Annotated in this window: 22 protein-coding genes and 1 pseudogene; all 23 read left to right on the top strand. The window is 38.1% G+C overall.

What is annotated here, in order from left to right:
- The first annotated feature begins 175 nt into the window (after window positions 1-175).
- The 23 genes and pseudogenes from rfbB (at window position 176) to N7E60_RS09515 (ending at window position 22,774) form a co-directional block, all read left to right on the top strand.
- Window positions 176-1,279 (top strand): dTDP-glucose 4,6-dehydratase, encoded by a 1,104-nt coding sequence (rfbB, locus tag N7E60_RS09620; protein ID WP_269597345.1) that lies wholly within the window; start codon window positions 176-178, stop codon window positions 1,277-1,279.
- Window positions 1,279-2,160, top strand: a complete 882-nt coding sequence (gene rfbA, locus N7E60_RS09615) for a glucose-1-phosphate thymidylyltransferase RfbA (RefSeq protein WP_269597344.1) — start codon at window positions 1,279-1,281, stop codon at window positions 2,158-2,160. Before rfbB ends, rfbA begins: the two co-directional genes overlap by 1 nt.
- On the top strand, window positions 2,157-2,576 hold the full coding sequence (locus tag N7E60_RS09610) for a sugar 3,4-ketoisomerase (protein WP_269597343.1): 420 nt from the start codon (window positions 2,157-2,159) through the stop codon (window positions 2,574-2,576). The genes rfbA and N7E60_RS09610 overlap by 4 nt, the downstream gene beginning before the upstream one ends.
- Complete coding sequence (locus N7E60_RS09605) at window positions 2,554-3,015, top strand: acyltransferase (protein WP_269597342.1); 462 nt, start codon at window positions 2,554-2,556, stop codon at window positions 3,013-3,015. Before N7E60_RS09610 ends, N7E60_RS09605 begins: the two co-directional genes overlap by 23 nt.
- A gap of 4 nt (window positions 3,016-3,019) precedes the next feature.
- Window positions 3,020-4,120 (top strand): DegT/DnrJ/EryC1/StrS family aminotransferase, encoded by a 1,101-nt coding sequence (locus N7E60_RS09600; protein WP_269597341.1) that lies wholly within the window; start codon window positions 3,020-3,022, stop codon window positions 4,118-4,120.
- Window positions 4,120-5,928, top strand: a complete 1,809-nt coding sequence (locus tag N7E60_RS09595) for an ABC transporter ATP-binding protein (protein WP_269597340.1) — start codon at window positions 4,120-4,122, stop codon at window positions 5,926-5,928. The genes N7E60_RS09600 and N7E60_RS09595 overlap by 1 nt, the downstream gene beginning before the upstream one ends.
- Window positions 5,921-6,802 carry a hypothetical protein gene (locus N7E60_RS09590; protein WP_269597339.1) on the top strand — a complete coding sequence of 294 codons (882 nt, stop codon included), beginning with the start codon at window positions 5,921-5,923 and terminating at the stop codon, window positions 6,800-6,802. Before N7E60_RS09595 ends, N7E60_RS09590 begins: the two co-directional genes overlap by 8 nt.
- A gap of 441 nt (window positions 6,803-7,243) precedes the next feature.
- Window positions 7,244-8,302, top strand: a complete 1,059-nt coding sequence (locus N7E60_RS09585) for a glycosyltransferase family 2 protein (RefSeq protein WP_269597338.1) — start codon at window positions 7,244-7,246, stop codon at window positions 8,300-8,302.
- A 10-nt stretch (window positions 8,303-8,312) separates the two neighbouring features.
- Window positions 8,313-9,671 (top strand): hypothetical protein, encoded by a 1,359-nt coding sequence (locus N7E60_RS09580; protein ID WP_269597337.1) that lies wholly within the window; start codon window positions 8,313-8,315, stop codon window positions 9,669-9,671.
- Window positions 9,672-9,692: 21 nt separating this feature from the next.
- Window positions 9,693-10,742 (top strand): polysaccharide biosynthesis protein, encoded by a 1,050-nt coding sequence (locus tag N7E60_RS09575; RefSeq protein WP_269597336.1) that lies wholly within the window; start codon window positions 9,693-9,695, stop codon window positions 10,740-10,742.
- Window positions 10,743-11,849: a UDP-2-acetamido-2,6-beta-L-arabino-hexul-4-ose reductase gene (gene wbjC, locus N7E60_RS09570; protein WP_269597335.1), complete on the top strand. Its 1,107-nt coding sequence runs from the start codon at window positions 10,743-10,745 to the stop codon at window positions 11,847-11,849.
- 15 nt (window positions 11,850-11,864) lie between these two features.
- On the top strand, window positions 11,865-12,995 hold the full coding sequence (gene wecB / locus N7E60_RS09565; protein WP_269597334.1) for a non-hydrolyzing UDP-N-acetylglucosamine 2-epimerase: 1,131 nt from the start codon (window positions 11,865-11,867) through the stop codon (window positions 12,993-12,995).
- Window positions 12,996-13,037: 42 nt separating this feature from the next.
- Window positions 13,038-14,246 carry a glycosyltransferase family 4 protein gene (locus N7E60_RS09560; protein ID WP_269597333.1) on the top strand — a complete coding sequence of 403 codons (1,209 nt, stop codon included), beginning with the start codon at window positions 13,038-13,040 and terminating at the stop codon, window positions 14,244-14,246.
- Between the two features lie 4 nt (window positions 14,247-14,250).
- The gene (locus tag N7E60_RS09555; protein WP_269597332.1) at window positions 14,251-15,135 is read left to right on the top strand and encodes an NAD-dependent epimerase/dehydratase family protein; all 885 of its coding nucleotides are present in this window, start codon (window positions 14,251-14,253) and stop codon (window positions 15,133-15,135) included.
- On the top strand, window positions 15,128-15,691 hold the full coding sequence (locus N7E60_RS09550; protein WP_269597330.1) for a sugar transferase: 564 nt from the start codon (window positions 15,128-15,130) through the stop codon (window positions 15,689-15,691). Before N7E60_RS09555 ends, N7E60_RS09550 begins: the two co-directional genes overlap by 8 nt.
- Window positions 15,691-16,620: a glycosyltransferase family 2 protein gene (locus tag N7E60_RS09545; protein ID WP_269597329.1), complete on the top strand. Its 930-nt coding sequence runs from the start codon at window positions 15,691-15,693 to the stop codon at window positions 16,618-16,620. Before N7E60_RS09550 ends, N7E60_RS09545 begins: the two co-directional genes overlap by 1 nt.
- A gap of 45 nt (window positions 16,621-16,665) precedes the next feature.
- On the top strand, window positions 16,666-17,043 hold the full coding sequence (locus N7E60_RS17415; RefSeq protein ID WP_408642322.1) for a GtrA family protein: 378 nt from the start codon (window positions 16,666-16,668) through the stop codon (window positions 17,041-17,043).
- A 53-nt stretch (window positions 17,044-17,096) separates the two neighbouring features.
- Window positions 17,097-17,642: pseudogene (locus N7E60_RS09540) on the top strand (aminotransferase class I/II-fold pyridoxal phosphate-dependent enzyme); the annotation flags it as partial.
- Window positions 17,643-17,687: 45 nt separating this feature from the next.
- Window positions 17,688-18,484, top strand: a protein-coding gene (locus N7E60_RS09535; protein WP_269597063.1) for an IS5 family transposase whose coding sequence is annotated in 2 segments (ribosomal slippage) — window positions 17,688-18,026 and window positions 18,029-18,484 — 795 coding nt in all. Because the reading frame shifts where the segments join, the coding sequence is not laid out codon by codon here.
- Complete coding sequence (locus N7E60_RS09530; protein ID WP_269597328.1) at window positions 18,456-19,130, top strand: DegT/DnrJ/EryC1/StrS family aminotransferase; 675 nt, start codon at window positions 18,456-18,458, stop codon at window positions 19,128-19,130. Before N7E60_RS09535 ends, N7E60_RS09530 begins: the two co-directional genes overlap by 29 nt.
- Before the next feature lie 142 nt (window positions 19,131-19,272).
- On the top strand, window positions 19,273-21,033 hold the full coding sequence (locus N7E60_RS09525; protein WP_269597326.1) for a hypothetical protein: 1,761 nt from the start codon (window positions 19,273-19,275) through the stop codon (window positions 21,031-21,033).
- Window positions 21,033-21,869, top strand: a complete 837-nt coding sequence (locus N7E60_RS09520; RefSeq protein WP_269597325.1) for a class I SAM-dependent methyltransferase — start codon at window positions 21,033-21,035, stop codon at window positions 21,867-21,869. The genes N7E60_RS09525 and N7E60_RS09520 overlap by 1 nt, the downstream gene beginning before the upstream one ends.
- A 17-nt stretch (window positions 21,870-21,886) precedes the next feature.
- Entirely contained in the window at window positions 21,887-22,774 is an 888-nt protein-coding gene (locus N7E60_RS09515; protein WP_269597324.1) for a methionyl-tRNA formyltransferase, read from the top strand.
- Window positions 22,775-22,986 lie beyond the last annotated feature (212 nt).

The raw sequence follows: 22,986 nt of genomic DNA, 5'->3' as shown, positions 1-22,986 counted from the left end.
TTTTTGATACTAGGCCTTTTGCTCACAAAAATTAGCAGCTAGACTGAAAGCCAATTTGACCGCTGTGTTTCTTACTCAGCTAACAACCAAGCAATGCGCGCGGGGGGAGCGAAACCTCAAAGCGGTAGCGTTAGTAAAGTCAAGGCTTACGTCCTGCTCGAAGGGAATTCTAACAATGAAATTTATAGTCACTGGTGGAGCAGGTTTTATTGGCTCTGCGGTCGTTCGTTATATTATCCAAAATACTAATGACTATGTGGTTAATGTCGATAAACTGACGTACGCTGGCAACCTTGAATCGTTAGCGTCAGTCTCTGAAAGCGATCGCTACGCGTTTGAGCAAGTGGATATTTGTGACCGTGCCAAATTAGACCGCGTCTTTGCTCAGCATCAACCCGATGCGGTGATGCATCTAGCGGCTGAATCGCACGTTGACCGCTCAATCGACGGTCCCGCGGCCTTTGTCGAAACCAATATTGTGGGTACCTATACCCTACTAGAAGCGACTCGCGAGTATTGGAACCAGCTTGATGACAGTGCTAAACAAGCGTTTCGTTTCCATCATATCTCCACCGATGAAGTCTATGGTGATCTCCCACATCCGGATGATGTTGAACAGGGCAAGGAGTCAGCGAATAAACCGCTGCCAATGTTTTTAGAAACCACGCCTTATGCACCTTCAAGCCCTTATTCAGCGTCTAAAGCCTCAAGTGATCATTTGGTTCGTGCTTGGATGCGTACTTACGGACTACCAACCATAGTCACCAATTGTTCCAATAACTATGGTCCCTATCACTTCCCTGAAAAGCTGATCCCGCTTGTTATTCTGAATGCCTTAGCAGGTAAAGCATTGCCTATCTATGGTAAAGGCGACCAAATTCGTGATTGGCTCTATGTCGAAGACCATGCTCGAGCGCTATATAAAGTCGTCACGGAAGGCGAAGTTGGTGAAACCTACAACATAGGTGGTCACAATGAAAAGAAAAACGTTGAGGTAGTCGAAGCGATTTGTGCCATTTTAGACACATTAGTGCCTAAAACGACTTCCTATGCCGAGCAAATCACTTACGTGCAAGACCGTCCTGGGCATGACCGCCGTTATGCGATTGACTCGAGTAAAATGCAACAAGCGCTTGGCTGGACACCGGTCGAGACTTTTGAAACCGGCTTGAAAAAAACGGTTCAATGGTATTTAGACAATCAAACCTGGTGTCAAAATGTTCAGGATGGTAGTTACCAAGGTGAACGCTTAGGTGTTGCTTTATCGGAGAGTAAATAATGAAAGGTATTATTCTAGCGGGCGGGTCAGGTACACGCTTATTCCCGATTACGATGGGTGTCTCTAAACAACTGCTACCCGTTTACGATAAACCAATGATCTACTATCCGCTGTCCGTGTTAATGCTAGCGGGTATTCGTGAGATTTTGATTATCACCACCCCTGAAGACCAAGATAGCTTTCAGCGCTTGCTTGGTGATGGTAGTCAATTTGGTATTCAGCTTGAATACGCCGTGCAGGAATCACCTGACGGCCTAGCGCAAGCATTTATCATCGGTGAAGAATTTATTGGCGACTCGTCAGTCTGTTTGGTATTGGGTGATAATATTTTCTGGGGGCAAGGGTTTAGCCCTAAGCTTCAACAAGCAGTTGCTAATGCAGAAAATGGGCAGGGGGCAACTGTGTTTGGTTACCGAGTGAAAGACCCTGAGCGATTCGGTGTGGTCGAATTTGACGAAGCCCAATGTGCAATTTCGATTGAAGAAAAGCCGAATTCCCCGAAGAGTAACTATGCTGTCACAGGCTTGTATTTTTATGATAATGATGTGATTAAGCTGGCGAAAGAAGTGCAGCCTTCGGAACGTGGTGAGTTAGAGATAACTTGCTTGAATGAAATGTACCTTAAACGCAAAAAGCTCAATGTTGAACTACTTGGTCGTGGTTATGCGTGGCTTGATACTGGTACTCATGAAAGCTTATTAGAAGCCGCCCAATTTGTGGAAACCATTGAAAAACGCCAAGGTTATAAAATTGCGTGTTTAGAAGAGATAGCCCACAGCCAACATTGGCTATCTACAGCGCAAGTAGCTGCGCGTGCTGAGTTAATGGCTAAAAGTGGCTATGGGCAGTATCTTTCATCACTTCTAGAAGGTCATGCATGAGTTTAATTAAATGGATCGAATTTCCTAGCTTAGGAGATGAACGCGGTAATCTGGTAGCGCTGGAGGGGTTAAAAAACATCCCTTTTGAAATAAAGCGAGTGTATTACTTGTTAGACATGCAAGCTAATGTACCGAGAGGGTTCCATGCACACAAAGAAATCGTACAAGTTGCAATTTGTGTTAAAGGCTCTTGTGATATTTTAATGGATAATGGGCAAGATAAAGAAATAGTTACTTTAGACTCGCCGAGCAAAGGCTTGTTAATTGATGTGATGCAATGGCATGAAATGAGCAATTTTAGCCAAGATTGTGTGCTGTTGGTGTTAGCCAGCGAGCATTATGATGAAACTGATTATATTCGTGATTATCCCAGATTTTTTCAAGAGGTGAATAATGAAAATACATCCACTCAGTGATGTTGCCTCTTCATCGATAGGAGAAGGAACAACTATCTGGCAATTTTCGGTTGTTCTTGCAGGAGCAAGAATTGGCAAAGATTGTAATTTGTGTGCGCATACCTTTGTAGAAAACGATGTCGTATTAGGCGATAGGGTGACGATAAAAAATGGTGTGTATCTTTGGGATGGTATTACGATTGATGATGATGTGTTTATCGGTCCATGTGTAGCGTTTACCAATGACAAGTTTCCCCGTTCTAAGCAATATCCCAATAGCTTCCCTAAAATCTATATTCAAGAAGGTGCGTCAATTGGAGCTAACGCAACAATATTGCCAGGTATAACCGTTGGCAAAAATGCCATGGTTGGTGCTGGATCAGTTGTTACAAAAGATGTACCGGAAAAAGCAGTTGTGGTTGGTAACCCAGCAAAAGTGATCAGATATATCGAGGCTTGAAAAAGTGATTTCATTTTTAGATTTGAAAGCAATCAACCAACAGTATCAAAAAGAACTAAAACAAGCTTGTGCACGAGTGATCGATTCTGGTTGGTATATTCAAGGTCAAGAGTTACAACAATTTGAAGCGGAATTTGCAACCTATTGCGGTACCAAGTGCGCAATTGGTGTGGCAAATGGTTTAGATGCGCTCACATTGGTGCTACGAGCGTGGAAAGAACTAGGTAAGCTGCAAGACGGCGATGAAGTTATCGTACCAGCTAATACCTATATAGCCAGTATTTTAGCCATTACTGAGAATCGCCTAAAGCCGGTACTGGTTGAACCGGCTATTAATACCTATAACTTGAGCGGAGACAGCATCAAAGCTGCGATTACACCACGGACAAAAGCAATACTTCCTGTACATTTGTATGGATTAATCTCACCAATGCCAGAGATTATGCAAATTGCAGAAGAACACCGGTTGCTCGTACTTGAAGACTGTGCGCAAGCACATGGTGCAGAAATTGGTGGCAAGCGTGCGGGGAATTGGGGCCATGCGGCTGGGTTTAGCTTTTATCCAGGCAAAAACCTTGGCGCACTAGGTGATGCGGGTGCCATTACTACCAACGATGCTGATCTCGCCGAAACCTTGAAAGCGTTAGGTAACTATGGTTCACACAAAAAATACCAAAACCTTTACCAAGGTATAAATAGCCGTCTAGATGAAATACAAGCTGCTATGCTCCGTGTAAAATTAAAGCATTTAGATAATGAAACTGAGAGGCGTCGGAAAATTGCTAGACGTTATATAAAAGAAGTTAAGAATCAAAAAATATCACTGCCAGTGTGGGAGAATAATGAAAGTCATGTGTTTCACTTGTTTGTGATTCGGCATGAACAAAGAGAGAAGCTACAGCGCTACCTTCAAAATAATAATATTCAGACTGTAATTCACTACCCAACAGCACCTCATAAACAAAAAGCATATAGTGAACTCAATGAAATGAAGCTTTCATTAACTGAAAAAATACATGATGAGGTATTAAGTCTACCAATTAGTCCAACGCTTTCAAAAGAAAACGTTACCTACATCATTGAAAAAATAAATGGATTTGCGTAATGCTAAAGCTGATTAAAGAGCTGTTTTATTTACTTACGCCACAGCAGCGAAAAAGATTCTATCTTTTGCAGATACTTGTGTTAGCAATGGCAATGCTGGAAGTTGTTGGAATCGCATCCATTGGTCCTTTTATGGCCTTAGTTGGCGATATTTCTTTGATTGAAAAAAACGATTTTCTCTCATCGTTTTATGCATATTCTAATTCAGAAAGCCCCTATGACTTTCTTTTTATCTTAGGGGTTTTGGTTTTATTAACTCTAGGGGCGGCATCGGCTGTTTCGATGATAACTACATGGCTGATATCGATTTTTTCTTTTAAAATAGGAACCGAAATATCAGATCGCCTTTTTCGGCACTATTTAAGGCAGAATTGGTTGTTTCACTCTTCCGGAACAACTGCGCAGTTTATTAAGCAAGTATCAACAGAGTCTATTAGAATAACCAACCAAGTTATTCTTCCCTTGATTCAAATGAACGCAAGAATTGTGCTTGCCGTCAGTATTGTGGTTGCTATATTTGCGTACAATCCAAAAATAGCTCTTTCACTTTCTATTCTTTTTTTTGTTGCGTACATCATATTATATCGGACGATTAAAAATCGTCTAAAATTAAATGGTCAAGATATTTCTGACATGTCGGTACTTAGATTTAGACTCATGAATGAAGGGTTCGGAGGGATCAGAGATGTACTTCTTCTTAATCGAGAGAAAAACTTTATAGATAAATTCGAAGAAAGTGGTGTGAAATTTGCTGAAGCTAATGGCCAAAATAATGCGCTGAGTTTAGCTCCTCGATATATTATGGAGTTCATTGCATTTGGGGCAATGATAGGGCTGATACTTTTTCTTATTCAAACGCATGATGGTAAATTAAGCGCGATTCTTCCGTTATTGGCTGTCTACGCTCTCGCTGGTTTAAAACTATTGCCTGCAGTTCAACAAATCTATGCGAGCATCGCATTAATTAAAGGGAATATTGCTGCTTTTGAGGAAATTAGGCCCGAATTGATAGCATCCCAAAAAAGTGAGTGGGAGCGCTCTAAGTCTGACGATGATGAAATAACCAGTCGTATCGAGCCTATTCAGACTATTGAGCTAAATGGCATAAACTTTAAATATCCTAATAAAAGTTCTCCGGCAGTACATAGTTTAGACATGGTTTTTCCAGTCAACAAAACAATTGGGATTGTGGGGCCGTCAGGCTCTGGAAAATCAACAGTAATTGATATACTGCTGGGACTACTTGAAGCGAATACTGGAACACTAAAAATCGATGACAAATTAATAAATTCTGATAATGTTCGGTCGTGGCAAAATATAATTGGTTTTGTACCCCAAACAATTTTTTTGTGTGAAGGCACCATAGCTGAAAACGTTGCTTTTGGACTCCACAAGAATGAAGTTGATATGAATCGAGTCTATCGTTCACTTAAACTAGCGCGGCTTGAAGACTTGGTCGAGCAGCTACCCCAAGGAGTAGATACAAAAGTAGGTGAACGAGGAGTACAGTTATCTGGTGGGCAGCGACAGAGAATTGGTATTGCACGGGCGCTATATCAGGACGCATCTGTTTTAGTATTTGATGAAGCCACTAGTGCTCTGGATGGAATTACTGAAAAACTCATCATGGAAGCAATCAACGATTTCAACGGAAGAAAAACAATTATTATGATTGCCCATCGATTGAAAACAGTTAGTAAGTGCGACATCATTTATTATTTAGATAGAGGGACAGTGAAAGATTCGGGTACCTATGATGAACTCTTTTCACGAAATCCAGACTTTAGGGAGATGGTAAACCATGCTTAGCCAAGAACAATGTTTAAGCATCAACAAAACCATATCGGAATCATGCGTACTTGTTGTTCAGTCATGTGATGCGTATGAAGATGTCTGGGATATGTTCTTTTCTGCTTTGTCAGAGAACTGGCCAGGATGCACATTAGATATTATTCTTAACACTGAAACTAAAGTTAAAACATTTGGGTCTTTGAAGCTAAATACGGAAAATGTAAATAGAACATTAAGCCAGCCTCACTGGGGGCAACGACTGTTAAATGTATTAAACCACGTAGAAAAAGATTATATAATTACATTGTTTGATGACTTCATTCTCGAGGACAAAGTTAATATTCTAAAAATCAAGCAATGCATTGAGTTAATGGAAGAAAATCGGAGGTTAGGAGTTTTTTACTTCAATAATATCCCAAACACACATATCGCGTCTTATGATGGATTCTTCAGGATAGGAAAAACAACTGATTATAAAGTTAACTCGAGTCCTGCTCTATGGAGAAAGACTGTATTGCAAGAGATGACTGGCGAAATTGATAATGCTTGGGCTTGGGAATTTTTTGGAAGTGCTAGAGCATATGGCGACAAGTATGAATTTCATTGTGCAATTCCTTCTCAAGAGGATGTGTTTGTTTACCAATATGATTTAGGTGGAGCGATTCGTAGAGGTAAATGGGTAGAAAAGGTTGTATCCCCTGCTGTCAAAAAATATGACTTGTCCTTAGACCCTGAATTAAGAGGCTATGCAAATGCATTTTCTCGTGAGGATAAGTATAGCTTTAAGTGGAAAGTTAATTTTGTTTTACTCGGACTCAGGATGGTTGGAGTGAAGGCTTTCGTTCCATTAATACGAGCAGTATACACAAAAATCCGTGTTAGATTATGTTGAGTAGTCAGAAATATAAACAGAGAAAATCCTTTTCAAAAAAGTAAAACTTGTCTTTTTCTTGTATGCTGTGCGTAAGTATATGATTTATGATGATTTTAAATGCCAAGGTCACTGATAATGTATTATCGATAACTTCTATCCTTTCATAAATCGTGAGATAAAAATAACGTTAACTATTATATGAAATGGAATAACAATGTTCTGTCAGAAAGTTCACATTGAAGCAAGCGTATTTATCTATTTTCTCTTGTGAACATGCACAGATTTAATTATATCCATTAGATGCTTAAGTTTTATGATTAACTAGAGTTAAGCCTCTACCGACCCAAAATCATTTTTGTAATAATTATATTATAAGACATACCTATCGTTGATGAATTTAGTTTTTAAAGAAGAAATAGAACGATTCAAAAAGAGAATAAGAAGAGTTCATGATTTTTAATGTTAGATGAGAGTGTTGACGGACTAGGGGTTTCAATTCTTTCTAGAGATTTAAAGAGTATGGAAAATAGAATAGACTTTACATTTGGAATAATCACATATAATCATTCTGATTATATTCTAGAGCATTTAGAGAGTATTAAGTATCAAATACTAAATTATGGAAAAGGAGCTGGAGTCAAGCTAGTTGTCTCAGATGATGGTTCTAGCGACAACACTTTAGAGATCATCAAAAAATGGATCAGTTATAACGCTGATCTTTTTATGGAATGTATAATTCTAGGCGATGGAGTTAATAGAGGTGTTGGCCATAGTTTTACAAACATTTGGAAACATATCGGTGATGAGGCTTTTAAAGTTTTAGCTGGTGATGATGTCTATTCGTACGAAAACATTTTTTTAGAAGCTAACCTTCTAGAAAAGTATGATTTTGTTTCAGGCTTGCCTTTATTACTCATTGATGGAAAGATTTTATATAAAAAAAATCTAATGTTTCACTTGTATGCGACTCAGCACATTTATAAAAATAAAACTCTTCTCTCTAAAATTAAGAATATTAGTGTTATAAATACTCCAAGTCTTCTTTACAGAAATAAGTTTATAAAAGACAAATCTGTTTTTGATTTTATCCGTCAGTTTCGTGTCACTGAAGATTTTCCCATGATGGCATCATTGTCGTCAATTTATCCTAAGTTAAAATTCTTCACGTCAGATAGAGTATACATTTATTATAGAAGAACAAAAGGATCAATTTATATTGTTGATTCTGAGAGGTATAATAAAGATAAAGAAGACGTTTTTAAGTATTTAATTAATGTTGACAAAAGCTATATTGGAAGATTTTTAACAAGAAATAGATTGTTTTGTTATAAAGCTGGCGGGCGTATAGGTAAAGTTCTCAATATTGGCTACTATATTTATCTTTTAAGACTATTAATGGCGTTGCCAAAAATAACATCTTCGATGAGAGGGTTACGTATTGACGAAGAGAAACATAGAACTCATTATAAAAAAATCGTAGAGCGTGCTAGACGTGCGAGGTGGGAACTAAAAATCTAGGAAGGAACCTGTGCAAAAATATAGAACTCTATTACCATTACTGTTAGTTGAATTATACCTAATCATAACTATCTGGTTAGTTTTTTATGGGCCGGTGAATTGGAATATAACTAATGCACCAACGTTAATTGGTTTTATTGCTTTTTACCACATTGCTTTTATCTTAGGTTACATTGTTCAATTGAGATATGGTAGGAACAATCAAAATAAAGCAAAACCTAACTTTTCCAAATTAGCAAATAAATACTATTGGACAATATTGACTTTAGCATTTTTGGGATGCTTGATTTCTTTTAAAAATATTACTATGTCAAATAGTTTCGATGTATTTAGAGTGATAGACTTGATAAAGTTAGGTTTTATTGATCCTGCTCAAGCAAGAAATCTTTACGCTGAAAAACTTTATTCGGGTGACTATGTTGGGAATAAATATCTTACTGCTCTGATGGTTTTTTTCGGTGTGTTTAAATACGCGCTTCTACCGATTTTGGTGTTCAATTGGAGAAAGCTAAATTTTTGCAAACGCTTATTTGGGATTTTGGTTTTAATCATTCCGATATTAAGTGGTGTAGCCATGAGCTTGAGTTCTATTAACTTTTTCTACCTGTTTACTATTCTGGTAAGCTTACTGGTAATATTTATGTCGAATGATTATGAAGATGGAGGTATAAAAGGAATATTACGAAGGAAAGGCGTTTTATTTTCCTTGTTAGTTATTTTCTTCTTCTCGTTTTGGCAGTTCTATGCGGTAAAGTCTGGAGCATCGTTATATAATGTCGTTGTACATGGCGCGCGGACAGCGTCATTTGATTACATGACCGCGAATGGCATAGAGTTTAAACGCAAAGATGACTCTAGTGTTCTGTATGATTTCTATGAAAAACTGACTGTATACATAGTTCAGGGTTATAAAGGAATGTCTATATCTCTAAATGAATCTTGGGACTCAACCTATGGTTTAGGTCACTCTGTTTTTCTACAACGAGTTTTTGAAGATTATTTGGGGTTTGATATACGCGAGAGAACATATCAAAGAAAAATAACAGAAATTTGGGACGAGAATATTTATTGGCATTCGGCATACAGTTACTTTGCTAATGATGTTTCTTTTTATGGTGTTATCGTGGTCATGTTTTTCATAGGATACTTTTTCTCAAGCACTGTAACTTCCGCTCTTTTCTATAACAATTTCATCGCGAAAATATTGCTTCCCCTGTTTGCTTTAATGTTTTTTTATCTCCCAGCTAATAACCAAGTGTTTAGCTTTCTAGAAAATATGATATCTTTTTGGGTCCTCACATTCGTTTATATGTATTCTTTACGCAAGAAAAGTCAGATAAACTCATGTGAAGAATTTAATTATAAGTAAAGCTACGAAGGATGACTCTACATGAAATGTAATGTATTTAATGACAAGGTTTTATTAATTACTGGTGGGACAGGATCATTTGGAAACGCTGTTCTAGAACGTTTTCTTACTACAGATATAAAAGAAATAAGAATATTCTCTCGCGATGAAAAAAAGCAAGATGATTTACGTAAGAAGTATAATAGCGATAAGATAAAATTCTATATTGGTGATGTTCGAGATTATAGAAGTGTTTTGAATGCTACTCGGGGCGTTGATTATATCTATCATGCCGCCGCGTTAAAACAGGTACCTTCGTGCGAATTTCATCCTATGGAAGCTGTGAAAACAAACGTTGTAGGTACTGAAAATGTTCTTGAAGCAGCGATATTAAATGAAGTTAATCGCGTTGTCTGCTTAAGTACTGATAAAGCTGTCTATCCAATCAATGCAATGGGAATTTCTAAGGCAATGATGGAAAAAGTGATTGTTGCTAAATCTCGTAATGTAGATCCAAATAAAACGGTAATATCAGCGACACGGTATGGCAATGTAATGGCTTCTCGTGGGTCCGTAATCCCGCTTTTTTTACGCCAAATTATCAATGATGTTCCTATTACTATTACTAATCCTAATATGACTCGCTTTATGATGACCCTTGATGATGCCGTTGATTTAGTACTTCATGCATTTATGAATGGTAGTAATGGTGATATTTTTGTTCAAAAGGCACCCGCGGCGACGATCGAAACGTTGGTTGAATCATTGCGCTATATAACGCAAAAACCAGATCATACCGTTAACGTGATTGGAACAAGACACGGAGAGAAACTTTATGAAGCATTATGCAGTCGCGAAGAGATGTTTGTCGCAGAAGATCAAGGCAAGTATTTTAGAATACCTTCCGATAACCGTGATTTGAACTATGCTAAGTATAATGATGAAGGTGACAAGAATCTATCCGTTATTGAAGATTATAATTCGCACAATACCAAACGCTTAGATGTAGACGGTATGATTACACTGCTAAGAAAGCTCGAATTTATAAGAGACATTGAAGCTGGCAGTTTAGTTGTACCTGAGGGGGTATAAATGAAAATTGTTGTGACCGGATCTAAAGGATTTATCGGAAAAAACTTGTGCATGATGCTTCGTGAGTGTGGCTATGAAGACGTTATCGAAGTTGATCGTGCAACTCCGAAGGGCGTGTTATGTGAGTCACTCCACTCAGCAGACTTTGTATTCCACCTTGCGGGTATTAACCGGCCCAAAGATGAGGCAGAATTTCACTATGGGAACACCGAATACACCCAGTTTATTCTCGAAGAATTAAGTTGTAGCGGTAAGCGTGTACCGGTAGTGTTGAGTTCCTCTATTCAGGCAAAACAAGATAACGCGTATGGGATAAGTAAACGACTTGCTGAGCAGTTGGTGGAGAAGTACGGAAATAAAACACAGTCACCTTATTTTATCTATCGCTTTCCCAATGTATTTGGCAAGTGGTGTCGCCCTAACTACAATTCTTTTGTGGCTACATTTTGTCACAATATTCTAAATGAACTAGATATCAAGATTAACGATCCAGAAGCAGTTGTTACCTTGGTTTATATCGATGATGTTTGTAGCAGCCTCATTGCGCTATTGAAAGGTGAAGACAAAAGTGGCTACAAGCGTATAACGCCAGAATACTCTACCACTGTAGGCGATGTTGCCAGATTACTACAAAATTTCAAAGAGAGTAGAACTAATTTAATCACTGAAGATGTTGGCTCAGGCTTAACGCGCGCGCTCTACTCCACGTATCTTAGCTATATGAAGCCAGAACAGTTTAGCTACTCTATCCCAAGCTACGGTGATCATCGAGGTGTGTTCAGTGAGGTATTAAAAACTAAGAGCACGGGCCAGTTTTCGTACTTTACCGCTCACCCAGGTATTACACGCGGAGGCCACTATCATCACAGTAAAAATGAAAAATTTTTGGTCCTTAAGGGCAAAGCATTATTTAGATTTGAAAACATAGAAACAAGTGAGCGTTATGAGCTTTATGCTGATGGTGGATCACCTCAAATAATTGAAACTGTTCCTGGTTGGTCACATGACATAACTAATATCGGTGACGAAGAGATGATTGTGATGCTTTGGGCTAATGAAATCTTTGACCGTGAAGCACCCGATACCGTTGCCTTTCCTTTATCTTGAACCGAGAGTAGTGAAGTGAAAAAACTTAAAGTAATGTCCGTTGTGGGCACACGTCCTGAAATTATTCGACTGTCTCGCGTATTATCTAAACTCGATCTGTATTGTGATCATGTTTTGGTACACACAGGCCAAAACTATGATTATGAACTGAACGAAGTATTTTTTAGTGATCTGGGAGTACGTAAACCAGACTACTTTCTTGACGCTGCCGGTAAAAGTGCCGCAGAAACCATTGGCAATGTTATTATTACAGTGGACCAAGTCCTTGACGAAGTCCAACCAGAGGCGATGTTAGTGCTGGGTGATACCAACTCTTGTCTCTCAGCGATACCCGCTAAACGGCGTAAAGTTCCAGTTTTTCATATGGAAGCAGGTAATCGCTGTTTTGATCAGCGCGTTCCGGAAGAAACAAATCGTCGTATCGTTGACCACACCGCAGATATTAACTTAACGTATAGTACGATTGCCCGAGACTATCTACTCGCTGAAGGCTTACCAGCCGATCGTGTGATCAAGACTGGCAGCCCGATGTTTGAGGTACTTAATCACTATATGCCTCAAATTGATCGTTCAGACGTTCTTACTCGCTTAGGTTTGTGCAAAGGCCAATTTTTTGTAGTTAGCGCACATCGTGAAGAGAATGTAGATTCTCCTAGACAGCTAGCGAAATTAATAGAAACTCTTAATACGGTCGCCCAGCATTATGATTTACCTATTATTGTATCAACACATCCCCGAACACGCAGTCGAATCGAAGCGCAGGAGTTAGAGTGCCATCCGCGCATTCAGTTGCTTAAGCCATTGGGCTTTCACGATTATAACCATTTACAGAAGAATGCCAAAGTGGTCCTATCTGATAGTGGTACTATAAATGAAGAGTCATCAATTATGAACTTTCCGGCGCTAAATATGCGAGAAGCACATGAGCGACCAGAAGGCATGGAGGAAGCCTCAGTGATGATGGTTGGCTTGGGTGTTGAAAGAGTTATGCAAGCACTGCAAGTTCTTGAATCGCAGCCAAGTGGTAATGAGCGTCTCCTTCGCCAAGTCTATGACTATAGTATGCCTAATGTATCCGACAAAATGGTGAGAATCATTCTTTCATACACTGATTATGTCAAGCGCGTAGTTTGGAAAGAATACTAAAAGTATTTCACTATAATATTTTATATTATATCTGGAGTTAAATTGAGAATTCTCGTCGTTAGCCAATATTTTTGGCCTGAAAATTTTAGAATCAATGATTTATGCATCTCTTTAACAGAGAGAGGGCATGATGTAACGGTACTTACTGGGAAACCTAACTATCCAGATGGAGAACTATTCCCAGAATATATATCTGAACCGGAATGCTATGATAACTTATCTGGTATTAAAATAATCCGCGCTAGTATATTGCCACGTAAAAAAGGAGGTTTGAACCTTTTTCTCAATTATATTTCTTTTGTTGTCTCGGCAGCATATAAAGGAGCGAAAACCCTAAGAAAAAGAGATTTTGACGTTGTACTAGCTTGTCAGCTCAGTCCTGTAACTTCAGTATTACCGGCTATTTTTATAAAAAAGAAAAAGAAAATACCTTTAGTCATGTGGTCATTAGATTTATGGCCTGAGTCATTACAAGCAGTGGGAGCGGTTAAATCTGATAGGGTAATAGGGATTATTGGGCGTTTAGTATCATATGTTTATAAGCACTGCGATCTTATTCTCGCCCAGTCTGAGGAATACTTATCTGCCATAGAAAAACGTGACGCTTCGGGTACACCAAAAGTTATTTTTCCTAATTGGGCAGAAGATATTTTTTCTATAAATAGAAAAGATAATTATGATAGAGATAATATTAATATTATCTTTGCTGGAAATATCGGCGATGCACAGGGCTTCGATGCGCTTGTTGAGTGTGCAAAGCTAATTAAAGAAAGTGATTTAAGAGTCCAGTTCAGTATCATTGGCGATGGTCGTCGACGTCAGCGCCTAGAGGAAGAAATAAAAAAATTCGACCTCGAAGAAATTATCATATTGTTTGGAAAACATCCTCTAGATGCTATGCCACGTTTCTATGCAAAAGCCGATGCAGCTTTAGTATCACTAAAGAGTAATGATGTTTTTTCTCGGACTATTCCAGGTAAAGTACAATCATATATGTTGGCATCTTTACCAATTTTGGGAATGATTGATGGATCTACTTCTAAGCTGATTGATATCGCCAAATGTGGAATTACTTGTGGGTCCGATGACTATCGTGCTTTGTTTAATAATATAAAAATATTCTGTAATTTAAGCAGCGAAAAGCGTCGTGCTATGGGATTGAGTGGCTATAGATACGCGTCGACGGAGTTCAATAAAGAAAAATTGATAACTCGGTTGGAAAAGTCCCTCAATTCATTAATCGAAGGATAAAGCGATGTCTCTTCTAGTAACTGGCGCGACTGGTTTTATTGGTCGCCACTTTGTAAAAGATGTACAGGTTAAGCGTTTAGTCGTGAGAGAGTTTTGTCCTGAGCTGGCCCGTTATGAACAATATATAATAAAGGATATTGTTCAATGTCCAGATGATGGGCTTATATTTGAGGGCTGCGATACTGTAATGTATTTTGCTGGAATTGCTCATGAAGCATTATCTAATGCTACAGACGATCGTATTGATAAGGTTAATCATCAAGCCGTATGTGATTTTGCCCGCCTAGCTGCGAGCTATGGAATAAAGCGGTTTGTTTTTTTAAGTTCAACCATTGTATATGGTATCACCACTTCTTCATCACCTATATCAGAAAAAACATCAGTTTTTCCTAACAATACTGCATCTAGAGCGAAAATAGAATGTGAGCAGAATTTATTAGAAATTTCGCAGTCTTGTGATATGGAAGTTGTTATCATTCGTTCGCCATTAGTATACGGAGAAGGAGTTAAAGGGAATCTTTTTAGACTTATCAAGTGGATTGAAAAAGCAACTTTTCTTCCATTTGGAAGAGTGAGAAACAAAAGACACTATATTTCTGTTGAGAATCTAGTGAAAACACTTGAGAACTTCACCTGTCTATCTTTCCCAGTTTCAAATGAAATCTTTGTAGTAGCCGACAGAGATGCTATCTCGACAAAAGAGCTTGTTGAGCGTTTGGCAATAATCCAAAAAAAGAATATAAAAAATTTACCTATTCCTATTGTTTTTTTTAAGTTGGCTTCATTGTTACTCGGTAAAAAATCAGAGTTTGAATTAATCTTTGGTGATTTGACTATTGACTCTGGTAAGTACAGAAAAAGATTAAGTGAAAGAGTAAAAAATGATTAGATTAATTGATTTTTTATTAGCCGTTTTGGGGCTGATTTTTTTATTTCCAGTTATCGTTATTGTAGCTATTACGGGGTATTTTGATACCGGCTCACCTATTTTTATCCAAACTAGAGTTGGTCGAAATAAGAAACCGTTTAAATTAATAAAATTCCGAACTATGAAAATTGATACTGAATCGGTTGCTAGCCATCTTGCTAACAAAGAATCGATTACCTTTTTTGGGAAAATACTAAGGAAAACAAAATTGGATGAGCTCCCTCAGCTCATTAATGTTGTGAAGGGAGATATGAGCTTGGTTGGGCCACGTCCCAACCTTTTCAATCAAGAAGAATTGATCAAAGCGCGGGACGAGCTCAATATCTATGATTCTCTACCAGGTATTACTGGCTTGGCACAAGTTTACAACATTGATATGTCTACTCCTAAAAAACTGGCTGAGATGGACAGAGAAATGTTAGACACTCTTTCTACAAAAAACTACTTCCGATATATATTTATGACGTTAAAAGGTATGGGGAGTGGCGATGCCGTAAAAAATAGAGGAGACGAATAATGACCCCCCTCATTTCTGTTGTCGTGCCTGTATATAAGGCAAAGAACTGCCTTGATGAACTTTACTCTCGTTTGGTTTCTTCTCTTGAAATTGTTAGTAAAAACTTTGAAATTATTCTTGTTGAAGACTGTGGACAGGATGGTTCTTGGGAAAAAATAGAAGAAATGTCACTCTATGACAAAAGGGTAAAGGGATTTCAGTTTAGCAGGAATTTTGGTCAGCATTATGGAATTACTGCAGGATTAGATCACGCAGAAGGTGACTGGATTGTGGTTATGGATTGTGATCTTCAAGATAGGCCTGAGGAGATTCCAAGATTATATGAAAAAGCTCTAGAAGGCTTCGATATTGTTCTTGCGTTAAGAGGAAAAAGAAAAGATCCTTTAGTGAAAAGGATCACTTCAGAGATCTTTTACAAGTTCTTTAGTTATTTGGCTGATGTGAAATTTGATGGAGACAGTGGGAATTTTCGTATAATGTCTCGACAAGCAGTAGACAGCTTCAGAGATATGCGAGAAAAGTTGAGGTTTTTTGGCGCGTTAGTATCTTGGATGGGTTTTAAAACCACTTCAATTCAAGCTCAGCACTCATCTCGATATGATGGCAAATCAAGTTACACATATCGAGCATTGTTTAAGTTAGCCTCCGAGACGATTATTGCTTACTCCGATAAACCACTTAGGCTTTCGATTCGTTTCGGCTTCTTGATGTCATTTCTATCGCTAATCTATGGTATATATGTGCTAACTTATTCATGGTTAAATGGGGTTACCGTTCCGGGTTGGACAAGTCTTATTGTGTCTTTATATCTCATAGGAGGCGTCATTATATTCAATCTGGGTATTATTGGAGTGTATGTTGGAAAAACATTTGATGAAAGTAAAAAAAGACCGCTCTATATAATAGGGAAGAGGACACATCAAAAGTGAAAACTTTCCAAGATATACGTTCATGTATATATATATTAGGTGTAGATGTTGTTAAGTAAACAGTTTTTAAAGTTTTCATTAGTTGGTATGGCGAGCAATACTGTCGTCTACTTCACCTACTTAACAGTGACATATTTAGGTGGAACACCCAAGGTAACGATGACAATATTGTATCTATGCGCTGTATTTATTAGTTTCTCAGCTAATGCAATCTGGACTTTTGAGTATAAGTCAAAGAAAAAAAAGGCTTTTAATAGATATATTGCTTCTCACGCAGTTGGTTATGGTGTTAACTTTATAATTCTTTATTTGTTCGTAGATGTCTTTCTCTTGGAGCATCAATATGTCCAGGCTGTATCTATGATAGTTGTGGCGATAATTATTTTTACTCTCAATAAGTGCTTTGTATTTAAAGAAAAGTAATTTTTTATAATTTATTCTATATGGAACTGAAAATTTCATGGAAGAGGTAAGGAATGAAGATTAATAATAGAAAAATACCATTTAATGTGCCTTACATGACAGGGAAAGAGCTCGACTATATTTCAGAGTCCAAGCAATTAGGACAATTGGCAGGGGATGGTGTTTTCACCAAAGGGTGCCATAAATGGTTAGAAAAGTATTGTGGTAGTGCTAAAGCGTTGTTAACTCACTCTTGTACAGCTGCACTTGAAATGTCAGCAATGTTACTAGATTTAGAGCCAGGAGATGAAGTAATAATGCCTTCTTATACATTTGTATCTACAGCGAATGCATATGTGTTGAGAGGTGCAGTGCCAGTTTTTGTTGATATTCGACCCGATACGTTGAACATTGATGAGGAATTGATCGAACCCGCTATTAGCGAAAAAACAAAAGCCATTGTTGTCGTACACTATGCGGGTGTAAGCTGTGAAATGCAGACGATCTTATCAATTGCTAAAAAACACGGATTGAAAGTGATTGAAGACGCCGCCCAAGGAGTATTGTCTAGCTATGAGGGTAAGCCTTTAGGAAGTTTGGGGGACTTAGAACCTATCTCAATAGGTGTTGTCTGAGTAAATCAACACCTATTGAAAATACTGTAAATGAATTCGACACAATACCTAATCTCTGACGCCCTTTGGGCAAAAATTGAGCCGCTTTTACCAATCCACAAGACGAACCATCCTCTAGGAACACATCGAAAGAGAGTCGATAATCGTGATGCTATGAACGGCATCCTCTTTGTTCTCAGAACTGGTTGTCAGTGGAATGCGCTTAACGCGACAGGTATTTGTTCCTCTAGCTCTGCACATCGTCGTTTTCAAGAGTGGCGAGATGCAGGAGTCTTTGAGCGATTTTGGCAAAATGGCCTGATTTACGAAGGGGTTGATTGGAGTTCCATATCAATGGACGGGTGCCAAACTAAAGCACCTTTAGCTGGCTCAAAAAAACAGGTAAGAACCCAACAGACCGTGCGAAACAAGGCGTAAAACGCAGTTTGTTGACGGATGCGAATGGATTGCCACTGGCTGTTGTTAGCGATGGCGCAAACGTCCACGACATTAAGCTGGTACTTCAAACATTAGATGCACTAGAGTGTTATCGGCCGCCGCTGAAAGTACCTTTGTACCTAGACAAAGGTTATACAGGCCAGTGGTTACATGATGAACTGGTTGCTTTGAACTACATTCCCCATGTTCAATCACGTGCTGAAGAGGCCGCGAGCTTGAAGCAATCGGATGATTTTAAGGCTCATCGTTGGGTTGTTGAGCGAACTCATAGCTGGCTAAACCGTTATCGTAGATTGCTTGTTCGTTGGGAAAAGAAAATCGAAAACTACGAGGCCATGTTGCATTTTGCTTGTGGCCTCATTGTTTGGAATAAATCCCTTTTGGGATAGGTTCTTAGGGGCGTTTAGCTTTCATGAAACGAAGAATATTATATCTGGAGAAGGTGGTGCTCTTATTGTTAACAATGAAGAGATGTCACTGCAAGCCGAAATCATCCGAGAGAAAGGGACTGACAGAAGTAGGTTTTTTAGGAATGAAGTAGATAAATATACGTGGCAAGATAAAGGCTCATCTTTTCTGCCAGGAGAGATTATTGCAGCATTTTTGATGGCACAGCTTGAAGACGCATCTGAGATAACAAATCGAAGGATAGCTGTGTGGAATAATTATCATACGATGTGTGAAAATGTTGAGAGTCAGGGGATTATATCTCGCCCCTATATACCAGAAAACTGTCAGCATAATGCTCATATGTACTATGTTTTACTCCCTCGCAATGTGTCAAGACAGCCAGTTTTAGAAAAGTTGAGAGACGAGGGTATCTGCGCAGTATTCCATTACATTCCTCTTCATTCTTCGCCTGCTGGCAAACGGTTTGGAAGGAGTTTTGGAACCTTGGAAGTTACAAATAGTGTTTCGGATCGATTGATAAGACTGCCATTGTGGATTGGTATTACCGAGGAGCAGCAACAGTTCATAGTTAATACCCTAGAGAAGGCGATTAAAGATGAACTTAGAGAATATCCCTTCAGGTAATCATAAAATGATGAGAAGACTCCATAATTCATTACGAATACATAGTGTTAGCAATGTAGCTTGCTTGAGTATATGCTTTCTATTCTCCTTTACCTTACTCTATTGCTATCTGATATTTCAGCAGTTTTCCCTTAAAGAGGTGATGTGGGCATCCGGACTATATCTTTCTCTTGTTATCGGCTTGGCGATAATGTTGGGCCATGAATTGAAAATTTCCTTGTCAATAAAGTCCGATGTTATTTATGCTTTTCTTTTATTTTTGCTACTCGCCTTGCTGATGACAATGCCGCTGGGTATGCATCACGCAGATTATTTTCGAACCTTTCCATTATTGGAAGCAGAGAAAGGTATAGGAACTGTTTTAAGAGGTTGGTACGATGATACCGTGTTTCATGTATCAATCATTCAGAGTATTCTGAACTTTGGCTATCCGAGTATTGGGCAACATGGTGCTCCACCAATGATATATCATGTTTTGAGCCATTACTTTGATGCTTTTATTGTTTTCGCAACGGGGTTAGACCCATTTGATGCTTATGGTATGTTCGCCTTATTAAAGCGTTTCGCACTGTTGGCTATGTTATGCCTTTTAGTATCAAAGCTAGTAGGGGAAACTCCATTTATCGCGATGTTTGGTTTTACTGTATTTATACCTCTAAACATTGACATGTGGCTTCCTGTTATTTCACATGGATTATGGTTGCCCACTCTTATTTTTCTTGGAACGCTTCCTTGGGTATATAGAAAGCTATTTATACAAGAAAGTAATTCACTAATTGACTTGATTAGTTTTTTTCTCTTGGTAATCGTTATTTCTTTCGGTAAAGTTTCTTTTGGGTTTATATACGCAGCTTTTATAGGCTGTGTTGTATTGTTCAAGCACCCTAAAAGCAGTTCAACATACGTACTCGGTGCATTATGGTTATTATTCTTTTATCTTTATTCTATGAATATGCCGATTGAGAGCAGCGCCACACACGGATTAAATCTGAGAAATGTGACGTTTTCGAGTGTATTAGATTTAGTGGCTTCTTCCCACTGGATAGCATATGCAATATGTTTTTGCGTTTTACCAGCTCTGATTATTCGTAAAACAAATATTCAACAGTGTTATTTTTTCTCGTCTTCTGGCTTTCTCATCATTATTTGTGCCATTGTCGTAAGTGTATGCACTAATTTGGGTCCGGCGGACAAAGGCTATTTTCAGTTAGCCACTTATACAGTATTGTTATCATATAGTTTTATACTTATTGGCTTGAATATTCCTATATTTGTAGATAATGCAAACAAGAATAAATTATACGAAAGTGTTCTTTATGTATTGTTAGTGGTAGTAATGTCTATATACTCGATAGTGAACTTTTCAACTTTTTCGGAAAAATTATTAGATAGAAACAGAGAACCGTACCGTGTGTTGAACAACTCACTCATGCAGCCAAATCTATCATTATTTTCGTCTATTAAAAACTGGCGTAATCGTGGGTGGTTTATTTCCGAGTCTGGAGAAATATATACTTTTAGGCGAAAAGTTAATGAAACTATTGATAGGAGTAATCACTCAAAAGCAGAGTCAGCATTATATTTACCTAGTGAGGTTTATCATGAGCTTCCTCATGATTACGGTGAGAAATGGGCTGCTGGAATGTTTTTATACTCGGTAACCGGTGTGCCTTTGCTCAATGCCATTAAAGAGGAAAAAGTAAGAGGGTACGGAATATATCTATATGGTAATGATGCAAAGAGAAAGCGTGCGGGAGACTTCCTGCTTGAGGAGGCTTGCGACGTCTCAAAGGTTAAGCAGGTTCTTGTAGTAAATTCGTTCTCCCCACCAGTGATTGAATCATTAAATTGTATTGGTAAGAACAGAAGTAAGGAAAAGCAATCTAAGCAAGGAAAAGCGTGATGAAAGATATAAGTGACATCAGTAATATTCTAGAATTAGGTGAGAATGGTATATATTTCAGTGAAACATGCGAGACTGTTTCTTTTCCTGATGATGGACACCAAATCTACGCCAGGATCGAAGATAGATCATTTTGGTTTAAACATAGAAACGACTGTATTATTTCGGCGGTATCTAATTTTCGACCACCTAATGATGGAGTAATATTTGATGTTGGTGGTGGAAATGGATTTGTTTCAATGGGTTTAAAAAGTAAAGGTTTTAAGGTGGCTTTGCTTGAACCAGGCATACAAGGTGCATTAGTGGCGAAACAGAGAGATATCGATACAGTCATTTGTGCAACGGTAGAGTCTGCTAAGATACATTCTGAATCACTTCCTGCTGTCGGTCTATTTGATGTGTTAGAGCATATCAAATATGATAAAGAGTTTTTATTCTTACTTCAGGATTTGTTAAAGAAGAATGGCCGCCTTTATATAACCGTTCCAGCTTGGAAATCTCTTTGGTCGCATGAAGATATTATCGCAGGGCATTATCGAAGATACTCGCTAAGAAGTATTGAAGAGTTAATTAAGAAAGTTGGATTTGAAATTGAATATTCGAGTTATTTTTTTAGACCGTTGCCATTACCTATTTTTTTGTTAAGAACATTGCCATTTAATTTTGGGCTTAAGTCAGTGTCATCTGTATCTAGTCCGAAAAAGGATCACCAACTTAGTTCTGGTGTTTCCACTTACATTATTAATAAGCTTCTTTCTTCAGAGGTCACTTCAATACGTAATAAAGAAAAGATGCGCTTTGGTGCAAGCTGCCTGATTGTTGCAAAGAAATTATGAAATAGACAGAGATAAATATGGCTAAAGTGACTTTATTTTGTATGACAGAAAAAAGTATTAATGTTCTAGACAACATCTTACCTCACTACTCAAGCTGGGTTGACAAAGTCGTAGTAAGCCGTGATAAAAATGTTCAATATGACTATTATGAAGAAATAACAAAAGTTTGTAAGCATTTTGGCGTCCCGTTTTTCGATAAATCAGATGTATTTACTGTGGATAGCGATTACTGTATTGCGATTGGTTGGCGTTGGCTTATAGATGCTAAACAATCGAAACTTATAGTTTTTCACGACTCTCTGCTACCCAGATATAGAGGTTTCTCTCCTGTTATTTCTGCATTAATAAATGGGGAAGAAAAGATAGGGGCAACAGCGTTGTACGCATCTAAAGATTACGACAGAGGTGCTATTCTCTATCAAGAATCAGTTAACATTACTTACCCGATAAAGATTCAACAAGCAATTGATATTATTTCTTCACTTTATGCAAAGATTGCAGTAAAGATTTTTGAGCGCATTTTAATGAACGAAATAATACCATCGCTAGAGCAAGATGAATCGTATGCAACATATAGCTTATGGCGCGATGAGAACGATTACTTTGTGGACTGGAGTTTGGATGCCAGAGTTATTCGCAGATTTATAGATGCGGTAGGATTCCCCTATAAATATGCTAAGACTATTGTTGGCGATAATTGCTACCGAATACTGGAAGCAGAAGCGCTAGAAGATGTAGTCGTCGAAAACAGAACTCCAGGGAAAATAATTTTTAAAGAAGAAAATAATCCTGTGGTTGTGTGTGGATCTGGTTTGTTAAAGATCACTAAAATGAAATGTGACAAGACTGGTCGAGATCCATTGCATGAAATTAATTTCAGGAGTCGATTCTCTTCCTACAAATAGTCTGGTAATTAGTCGTTGTTATACGATTTACTATGTCTGCGAATTTTATAATTATGAGCGAAAATTGGTAAGAGAGTTAGATGGTTATATCGAATGCATTATATGACAATAGGCGATGAAAATGATAAAAAAATGAGTTTAAAGTATTGCTCTCGTTATCATATCTTCACTACGTTAAATCGTGATGTTGTCGACCCAGTTAATAGATAGAG

Source organism: Salinivibrio proteolyticus, assembly GCF_027286365.1.
Classification (GTDB): Bacteria; Pseudomonadota; Gammaproteobacteria; order Enterobacterales; family Vibrionaceae; genus Salinivibrio; species Salinivibrio proteolyticus.
Note: the sequence above shows the minus strand (reverse complement) of the source record. Positions and strands in the feature narration are given on the sequence as shown.